The sequence below is a fragment of the Candidatus Hodarchaeum mangrovi genome (genome assembly GCF_975850365.1).
Window position 1 is genome coordinate 1 of record NZ_CDLCQJ010000107.1, and the last position, 10,321, is coordinate 10,321.

The window sequence follows — 10,321 nt, forward strand, 5'->3', positions numbered from 1 at the left end:
AGGAAAGTAAATCTATTAAGGAGGAAGGCTATCGTTTTGTTGATCTCTGTGGAGAATCAACTTATATGATAGTTCCTAAAGCTAAAAAAACATATGATATCGCTAAATTAAAGAAAGTTTTAGCTCAAAAATACTCTGTTCGACATGTGGGGAAATTTTCTCTTATTTTATCTTTACTTGATAATGTTCAAATTTCAATCTTTAAGGGTGGTAATGTATTAGTTCGAAATGTTATCTCAAAAGATGTAGCATTAGATATCTGGCACAGAGTAGAAGAAGATATCAATTAAGTATTGAAAAACTGGGATTTTAGTTAACAATTATTGAGTAATCATAATCTTTGAATCCTAAAGTCTCAACTCATTTCTTTTACAAAAATTTTAATATAATGACTAATAATACAGAATAAAGCTAAAAAACGCGAAATTTAATATGCTACTATTATTATAATAGGTTATATATTTTTAAATTAACATGGAAGAAAAGAATATCGACTCTCCATTCTTTAGAATTTGCTGTATATTAATTCAGAACAAAGAAAAAAGTTGGTGTTAATCTATGGCAGATGTTGTATTTTCCGCATTCGATGAAAGAACAGGACCTGTTGCAATTTTCAGTACCATTCAAGATCCAGTTCTAACCAAAAAAATTGCTGTTAAATCTATTGTCTCTACATTAACTTCAGTACGGACCAGTTCTTCCGAGCGACTGGAAGGCGAAGCTATTATTCCATTTCCTAATGAAAATCGAATTGCTTTCATCTTTTATACATCCTTAGACCAGAAAACTGAAGGAGGAGAGTACAGAGTAATTTCGTTAAGTGCAATAGTTGATAATCAGAAAAAATCAGGGTTATATTCTAATGCAACTATACTCTCTCAAGCTGCAGGGGAAATAAAAAATGCTCTAAATCGTGATTATAAATTTGGTCAACCTCTATCCAGTGAGCTTTCAGCAAGACTGAAAGGCTGGGGTGAACTTACTAAAACCCAAGAAATGGCTATTATTGCAGAGCGAGAAATTAAATTCGGTTTGAAAAGTCTTTTTGAAGTATTCCCTGTAAAATCTGGTTTTCGTTCATATGACGATCCTTTAGTTCCTGTTTTTATAGGAGTATTATATAAAATCCCTGTTGTCCTTATAGGACCTAATGTTGAATTTTTACTAGAGATCGCAGATATTATTAGAAGTTATATGCCTGAAGAAGAGTTGGATGTAAGACTTACCATTCCACTTGATTATAAATCCCAAGCTGTAGCATCTAAAATTCCTAGAGCTGATATGATACTTCTTAATGAGGAACAGGATAAAAGAAAGAATTTCTATCGTGATCCTGTTATTACTGCTGGGATAGGGAAGGATTCTAAATTTATTAATTATTCCCCCCCTGAAAAGCCTCACAAGATTATCGAGAGGATAATAAAGAAGGCAAGGGAGTTTACTGATGAGATGGTGGCCAATCATTATCTTGCAGGAGAAATACTCTCTTATTTCACAAAATTAGATCATTTAAAGGACTATTGTTTGACTGGAAGAGAAGCAAGGGTAAGGGATATTGCGAAAAATTTTGATGTCGATGAGGATTATATTATTACTTTAGCTGAGGGACTTCGAACTAGAATGGAAGTTTCGGAAGAGTCGCTAAATAAAATGCTCCAAGATGGCCCTCCTTTTTCTAAAATGGATATACGTGGTCAGAAGAATATCGGATTCATACGTTAACTAATTCAATAAAATAAAGATTCCAAAAAAGGAATATTCTATAATGGTACAGCGTGATAAGAAAATAGACAGTAAGATTTCTATCCTTGAAGATGAGAAAAAGGTTCTAAGCGGGTTAAAAGCCTATTATGAAGAAAATCTTTCTTATGCAGATCTAGAAGAAATTGCTGGTATATCTATACGGGAATTTAAACGTTATCAAAAGGATAATGATTATCCATATCGTGTTGGAGTTTATAATCGAAAATCTGTTTTTGAAAAAATTAATCAAAGGATTTCTGAAATAGATAACGAAATCCTTAAGTTGAAAGAATCTCTTTTTGGTACTTTAGATCAAATCCTCTTTATCCCTTCATGGAGTAGAATGATCGGCTCAAGTTTCAATGGATTCTATTTAAATCAACCCGTTCAGAAAATCTTTCAAGATAATGTTGTTTTAATCCCTGATTTAGCTTTAACTGGTTTTGAAGAAACAACTTCTGAACCATTCTTTTTTATTACTGGTGTTGGGCTTTACTGGGTGAAATTTCAACTAGGTCCTGGTTCTATTGTAACAGATTATCGTGAGATTACCGGATTAGTCCTTCCTCTTGATGTCTATGAAAAAGCGCAGGATGAAACAGGAACAATCCTTGGGAGTGAAAAAATTCGGATGACGGAATATATGACTTCTATTCCTTTTTCTTTAGTTATTGCTGAACGTACAACTCAGATGTACTTGAGAGGAGTTTTAGCTAGAAACGTATTTTTACCAAATAAAGAATGTTTTGACCAATTATATGAATCATGTAAAGATCCAAATAGTTTTAAAGCCGAAGATGGACTAAAAATATTATCAGGTGGTTTATCAACCCAGAGACCACTTTATACAAATGAGATATTGACTGAAAAACATTTAGGAGATTATTCCACATTAACAGCAGGTATAAAAAATGTACAACCTAAATTAAATAAAATTCTATCCGATTTACAGATAGATTCAACACATGAGGGTTTTTTTAACAAAATTCAGAAGATAAAAACTGAATTTCGTGATGTTGGAAGAAATTTACTTTTAGACTGGATGCCTAGTCATCTTACGTGAATAGTTGATGTGAGAGGGTAAATCTGCATTAATTACATACCTCTGTTAAAACACTTTGAATCTTTTGAACTTCTTCTTCTGTCAAACCAGGATGGATGGGAACTTCAAAATGAGATCTCGCTATCTTTTCTGTTATGGGGAGAGTCAATTTAGAATATTCTGGATATTCAACATACTTACTCCATCTCCAAGACTTAATCCCTTCTTTGTAAGTTGGTTGTTGGTGGCATGGAATTGCATAAATTTGCCTTGATCCAACTCCTTTATTGTTCAATTCTTTCACTATTTCAGGAGCTGTCTTATTTGATGACTCTTCAACCACAGGAGCGCAAATATAGTGACTATGTACTACTCCTTTAGGAATTCTTTGCGTTCGGATAGAATATAATTCATCTATAGTTTTACGAATAGCATTTGCATTTTTTGCACGTTGAGCTAGCATCTTTGGAAGTTTATTAATCTGGATTAATCCAATTGCAGCAAGTGGATCAGCTAATCGGTAATTATAGCCGATTGTATAATGATTATACCCTCCCTGAGGACTTCTTCCATGATTTTTGATACTTCGAATCACTTTTGCCAATTCATCATCATTTGTTATTACCATTCCTCCTTCACCAGTTATCATATTTTTTGTTGCATAAAAAGAAAAACATCCAACGTTTCCAAACGTTCCAACATGCTTTCCATCTATTCGTGCTCCATGAGATTGACATGCGTCCTCAATTACTAACAAATTATGCTCTTCTGCGATATCATTTATTGCTTTCATATCCGAGGGTAAACCAAAAATATGTATTGGTAAGATTGCTCTTGTTTTTGGTGTGATTAATTCTTCAATTTTTTCTGGATCTATATTATAGGTTTCAGGATCTATCTCTGCAAAAATTGGAATACACCCTCCAAAGCTAATAGAGTTTGCTGAAGCTATAAAAGTAAATGATGATGTTATAATTTCTGAGTTAGGGGGAATTTTCAATCCTTCAATTGCCAAATGTAAAGCAGCTGTTCCATTAACAGTACATATAGCATGTTTTACCCCTGTAAACTTTGCAAATGCATCTTCTAGCGATCTTGCGTTTTTTCCTTCTACTAAACCTTTTGATCTTACTGTTTCAGCTACTAATGACACTTCATCTTCAGAGATCTGTGGCTGTGCAACAAATTTCATTATAGGCTGGGCTCCTTTAAAAAAATCATTATTATTACTAGATTTATGTACCTTTACTTATATTAAATCTATACAAAAATTCATTTCAGTAATATAATTAAGCTTAGAAATAGTTTCCTAACAGGGAATCACGGAATGAAAGATGGATTCAGCTGTATCACTTGATAGAATTATCAAAAATTATCAACAAGTTGTTTCAATAGTAAAATCTTATTCTTCAAATAATATAACTCCAAAAATAGTCATTGTTACCAAAAACCAGCCACTAGAACGAATTTCAGAACTAGCAGAGTATATAGATTCTCCAATCTTTGGAGAAAATCGTGTTGAGGAGGCTTTAGGTAAAATCGATGAATTGCAGAATCAAGATATTGAGTGGCATTTTATTGGTCATTTGCAACGAAATAAAGTTAAAAAGCTTGTTGGAAAAGTAGCAATGATTCAATCATTAGACCGATTGCCTCTTGCTCTAGAAATACAAAAAAGAGCATCTAATAAAGAGCTAATTGTCGATTGTCTTCTTCAAATAGATATTAGTCGTGATGGAACAAAATTCGGTCTTGTTCCTGATGAAAAGCAAATAATTATTTTTTTAAAGGAAATTGAAAAACTTAAAAACTTGAGGATTTGTGGTTTGATGACCATTGCACCTTTTATTGAGGCTAAGCGAACACAATCTTACTTTCGTCAAATGAGAAGTATATTTGATAAGCTAAAGGATCTTCCATTACCAATTAATGTTGAATTGAAGACTTTATCTATGGGAATGTCGAATGATTATCAGTTCGCTTTGAAAGAAGGATCAAATATGGTGAGGTTAGGCACCGTTATTTTTCAAAAATGAGATTTCACGGGTTAAGTACTGCAATGATCGAAAGAAACGCAAATAAATTAAACTTAGAATAGCTATTTTAGGAGTGGTTGAATGATGACTGCCCAAGAGGAAATTTTTTCACTTAATAAGACTGAAATCAAACTTTTTTCTACTTTAATAACATTTGGCGCACAAACTAAACGAGATTTATTTATTAATTCTGCTGTAACCGATGAAAAAGCAGAAAGTTCACTTGCATCCTTGATTATTAAAGGATTAGCACGTCAGGATAAAGAGTCAGGAATAATCTTCTCTACACTCCCATTAAAGAATTTAATTACACTCTTAGAAAGGAATAATGAAAAATTACAAACAAATTTGAAGCAAGATTATCAGGGTATTAGAAAATCCTTTGAGGAAAATTTACAAAAATTCAAAGAAGTTAATGAAAAACAACTAGAAGAGTTAAAAACATCCAATCTAGTATTAAAATCAGCTTTAAAGAAAGAATGGGATTCTTCTGAGCAGCTACGAAGAGAGAAATCTGAGGAATACATAGAAGATGTTTTAACTTCCACAAGTAATCGTGTTTCTGAAGTTCAAGCAAAATTTGATGGTATTTTTACAGCTAAAAAAGCCTCACATGAAAAAAAATGGACAGATGCAGTGGATCAATTTCAAAATATTCAAGACATCAGTTCTAGAATTCTACGAGAATCAATCACAAAATATGAAAAACAGCTTTTGGAGATTATAAGATCTACAAGTACTCGTATAAACACAATTCAAACACGAATATTAGATATTATAACTACTCTCGAAACAGAATCGAATGTTCAAATGCAAGAGTTTTTTACAAACACTGAATCCACTTCTAATGAGTTTAAAGGAAATTTAATGAGTGGACTAGAAACCTCTCGAAATTATGAAAAAAATTTTGTGAATGAACTAAAAAAGCAAATCCAATCATCTCTAGAAGCAGATATTTCGAAAGCATTGAGCAGTGTCATCACTCAAATTGCTCAGGATATTGATAAAGAAATCGAAGATGCCCTTGTCGGTGTTAAACGGAAAACCGAGAACATTATTAAAGATAACTCACAACAAATAAAGCAAGAATTTCAAGAATTTGTGGATAACGCATCAGAGTTAATCTCGGAGCAAAAATCCCCCATAAATGTTTTACAATCTGAGATATTGGAACTTTCGACGGAACAAAAAATTACTACTCAACAAGATCTCTTTTTAAAACAATTTGAATCACTCCTTACATCAGATCTTGTAGCTCTTGAAACAAACTACCGTAAAGTTCAGAAAATGGCAATTGATGTAATGGAAAATATAAGACGAGATGCCAAGAAACAATTAATCACACAAAGTTCTGAATTTGAACGGTTAATTCAAATTTTCTATGAAAATTTAGAAAAATCAATAAATCGAAAAGATACAGATGTCGTTCGACTCCACCAACTATCACAATCTGTTAATGAATTCCTAAGAAATCTTTTGATTTCGATTCCATCAAGAGCAAATCAATTGAAAACACAATTAAATGAATCCTTTAAACTAACTTCAAGCGAATTGGAAAAGAACATGGGGGGACAATCTCTGACTTCTTTAAAAGAAATAAATGAAAAAATTTCTGATTCGCAAAAGAGAGTTGTTAAGATTTTCAATGAAACTACTAGTGAAGGAGAAAAAGAGATCCAGAATTTATTATCATCTTCAGATCATATTCTTAATGTAGTATCTTCTTTACATGAAAGTTTAAATGAAAAAATTCAAAGTCGGTTTGAACAACGTTCAAAAGTCCTTACTACGGAAATAGATGCAGTTTCAAGGAATTATCAGCAAGTTCTTTCAGGTTTAGAATCAGATTATACTGATATTTATGATAGAATTGAAGCTCAAAATATTTCGAATATGAATGATATTGAAACAAATTTACAAAACTCAACACTTCACCTTAAAACTGAAGTTGATAATATTTTTGGTAAAACAGGTCAAAATAATAGAGAATTTCTTACCCAACTAGAAACAAACCTTCAAAATCAAATAGAAAGAATACTTAATGTCATTAAAGAAGGTTTTAATCAAATTAAAAAAGAATTCACAACAGAATTGAATGTTCAAATAGAGAATGTCGAGAAGAACAATAAAACATCTCATGATGCGTTACAAACTGTAATCGATGGTTTTTCTGAACAAACAAACCAATTTATCGATACTTATAAGTCAGAGATAAAACAAGCAGTTGATGAAAGAGAGAAAATGTTCTTAGATTTAGTTGACGAAAATCGTAGAGCTGTTGATGAGGTGATTGGATTACATAAATCACAGATCACTAAATATCAAGAAAAAGGGCCAACAGATATTTTGACTTTCATCAGCCAAATCGAAACTGAAGTATTAAACCAGAATAAAAATCTTAAAGGTGCATTAGAAGAAATTCAATCTGTTTATGATGGTTTATATGATTCAACAATGGATGAGGTTTCAGGATTAATTAAACAAGTACAAGAAAGCGCAGAAAAGTTGTCCTCAGTTGTTTCTGGATCTTTACAGGCAATTTCCACAAGTTTATTGCGTACTAACGATCAGATTGAATCTTACTTTGTAGAGTCGATTTCAGAGTTAGAGAATCAGGTAGATGTCGCAACTGGTTTTGTTACTTCTGAAATCGAAGCTTCTTCTCAATCAGTAGAAGAGGAAGTAAAAGTATTGCGAAGTGAAATGGAAGATACCATTAAAAAACTGAGTACTGAAATTAAGGATTCTATCGCTCATCAAGATCAAGAGTATCAAACAAAAATACCTGAAATTGGCCAAAGCTTTTCACAGGCGTTCGATGGACTTATTCAGGAAAGAACAAAATTAAATCAAGAATTAGAACAAAAAACTAAAGAGAATCTAAGTAATTTGACTGAGAATTGGCAAAAGCAAATAGAAAAAACTAAAAATAGGCTTCAGGAAGTTACTGAGAGTATAGAAGTCGCTATCCAAACCAATATAGAAAATATGGAAATTATTGCAGATAAAAACACTGAATTAACTATTAAAAGACTCAATGAGGTTTTAAATCTCGATTCTACTGAAGATCTGTTTGGATTAAATGAAATTAAAACAACGGTAAAACAATATAATAAAAGGCTTAAGACTGCAATAAGTGATAGTTTAAAAATTCATTTAGAGGATTTTGATAAGAAATTACCAGAGTTGTTAAATTCTTATGATGCTATTCATACTCAGACGGAGGATGATATGACTAGATTCATTGAAGATTTTACAGACATGATATCAAGTTATCGAACTACATTTACAGCTCGTTTTCATGATTTTTTGACTGAAGAACGGAAAGAACTAGATTTTTCTGAAGTTAAAGAAGAATTAAGTAGTTTTACTAGAGATTTTTCACAAGTCTCCACGAAAAATATTGAAGATATTATCAATGATTTGACCGAAAGAGTTCAAACATCTCTAAAGAATGTTAATGAATCTAAAGACAAAATACAAGAATTAATTACAGAATTAGCCTTAACGATCAATGAAGAGAATAAAAAGCTTTTGAAAGAATTAAATGAACTAAAAGAAAATACAGTTAAGGAATTTAAGATTCAATTACAAGATCTTGACCAATCGATGAATACCAGTATAGATACTTATTATAATGATTTACAAAAGAATTCTCTAAGTATGTCAGGTAATTCTTCTCAACTCACACAAATACTTACCGAAGAATTTGAGAAGCTAATTACTGAAATCTCAGAGAGCTCAAATAATCTTTTAAAAGACCTATTGGGTTCAAATACAAGTTTTAAAGAAGGTTTACTAACTTTAGAAAATGAACTTGCTAAATCTGAACCTTTAAAAGATATACGATTCATTAATCTGGCCAATGAAGATGTAAAAACAAAATATATAACTGAATTGATTAAAGGAGTAAAAAAACAAGTAACAATATTCACATCTAATCCGACTTTGTATCCAACTGGAGCTCTGACAACTATTCCATCAGAAAAACGGATTTACTTCATTACTAATTATGATTTTACCAAAAAAGGCAAGAAATGGGCAAATGAAATCGAGGAGAAATTAAATATCATTTTTCACTCAACATCAGCAGAAAAATTAACTGGGACAGTTATTATTGTGGATGAGAGTCTAGCAATAGTGATTCCAGACGATATTGGCATAATTATTTCCGATCCAAAGATTGTTCCCTTTTTCTCACAAACTTTAAATTCAATTAAAGGCAGAAGAATGAATCTTAAAGGGATTCAGTAGACCTTTTAAATTGTTACTAGTCCAAGTAATCCAGTTTTCTTTAAAGATTTCTTGGTCACCATTCCTTCATTTGTTAGACCTTTCTGTTGGTAATATTCTTCAAGTAACCTTTCTTGCTTTTTGAAAAATTCCTTATTGGAAATAAAAGGTTCGAATTGGTCATCAGATTTAGTAAAACCTGCTCTAGTATTAAATAATCTTTCCAATAAAGTAATTCTATTGCCAGTCTTGAATAAATTATTTAGATCCAATTTTAATTCAAAAAAGGTCTCTTTAAAACTATTTGCGAAATTTTTTGTGGATAGTCCAAAATTATTAATGAAAATTGAGGGTAAAAAGGAAAATAAAAGGTTACTAATCTCTTCAGGAAGAAAAAGTTTTGGAAATCTTTGGACTAGTATGAATGGAAGAAACCTGGAACACAAAACCAGTGAGTCCATGGAAGCAAGAATATTTTCCAGTAAGATTATGGTTTTAACGATTCCTTTAATCGATTTGCTATTTAATTTGTATGGATTTCCTAAAATACTAGGAAAGAACATGTAATCAGAGTGTAGCTCTGAAGCGCTGTATGAAGAAATACTGTGTGCCAATGCTATTTCCTCTGTATTTGGATAATAATATAGTCCAGCAAATTGATTTTTAATAGCTGGAGAAGGCTCAGATGTTTGTTTATATAAATATGTTTCCCCTCTTGCTAATTTTTCTCCTAATCCAGTTACAGAAATAATTGAATCAATTAATCGAAGTAATGCAGGATCTCCCCATGTTACTCCAATAACTTCATCTAGCAATTTTCTTCTATCTTCTTGAATGTTCAATAAGGAACCGATACTAGCCCCTAGAGACAATGGATCTAAAGCCTCTGAAGCGCATATCTCAATTGCATTTTGAATTGATGTTAAATCGGTTATTTTAAGGTTTAAACCCAGACCAAGGAAATCCTGATATTTATTATGTGAGCACCTTATAGGACACTTCCAACAATCATAAGTAGAGCGATAACCTTGAAAAGAAGAAATTTTTTCTGGGTTCATCGATAGCAAACGAGAACAGTTTTTGATACCTATTATTCTTTTTTCTAAGGCTGGGAGTATGAGAGAAAATGTACCACGAGTCTTAATCATTTTATACCAATAATGATTTTCTAATTGTGACAGAAATTCAGTATCATTTTTTAGTAAACATTCTATTTTTTCTTCAGACGGTGGTTCCCTGATCACGATAGCTTTAAGGTTTTTAGAGG

At 31.7% G+C, this 10,321-nt stretch carries 6 protein-coding genes and 1 pseudogene; 5 read left to right on the plus strand and 2 right to left on the minus strand.

The window, feature by feature from the left end; genetic code table 11:
- The 3 genes from ACWVCY_RS10760 to ACWVCY_RS10770 form a co-directional block, all read left to right on the plus strand.
- On the plus strand, positions 1-290 hold a 290-nt coding region (locus tag ACWVCY_RS10760), incomplete at its 5' end, for a hypothetical protein (protein WP_455142827.1).
- Positions 291-558: 268 nt separating this feature from the next.
- Positions 559-1,722, plus strand: coding sequence for a hypothetical protein (locus ACWVCY_RS10765; protein WP_455142828.1), 1,164 nt, complete (start codon positions 559-561; stop codon positions 1,720-1,722).
- 43 nt (positions 1,723-1,765) lie between these two features.
- The gene (locus tag ACWVCY_RS10770; protein WP_455142829.1) at positions 1,766-2,806 is read left to right on the plus strand and encodes a hypothetical protein; all 1,041 of its coding nucleotides are present in this window, start codon (positions 1,766-1,768) and stop codon (positions 2,804-2,806) included.
- A 28-nt stretch (positions 2,807-2,834) separates the two neighbouring features.
- On the opposite strand, the pseudogene ACWVCY_RS10775 reads toward ACWVCY_RS10770, so the two are convergent.
- A pseudogene (locus tag ACWVCY_RS10775) lies at positions 2,835-4,007 on the minus strand (DegT/DnrJ/EryC1/StrS family aminotransferase); the annotation flags it as partial.
- Positions 4,008-4,119: 112 nt separating this feature from the next.
- Between ACWVCY_RS10775 and ACWVCY_RS10780 the strand changes: the two are divergent.
- Positions 4,120-4,821, plus strand: coding sequence for a YggS family pyridoxal phosphate-dependent enzyme (locus ACWVCY_RS10780; RefSeq protein ID WP_455142830.1), 702 nt, complete (start codon positions 4,120-4,122; stop codon positions 4,819-4,821).
- A gap of 81 nt (positions 4,822-4,902) precedes the next feature.
- Positions 4,903-9,075 carry a hypothetical protein gene (locus ACWVCY_RS10785; protein ID WP_455142831.1) on the plus strand — a complete coding sequence of 1,391 codons (4,173 nt, stop codon included), beginning with the start codon at positions 4,903-4,905 and terminating at the stop codon, positions 9,073-9,075.
- Positions 9,076-9,080: 5 nt separating this feature from the next.
- Here ACWVCY_RS10785 and ACWVCY_RS10790 read toward each other — a convergent pair.
- The coding region (locus ACWVCY_RS10790; protein ID WP_455142832.1) for an aldehyde ferredoxin oxidoreductase C-terminal domain-containing protein at positions 9,081-10,321 on the minus strand (1,241 nt) is incomplete at its 5' end.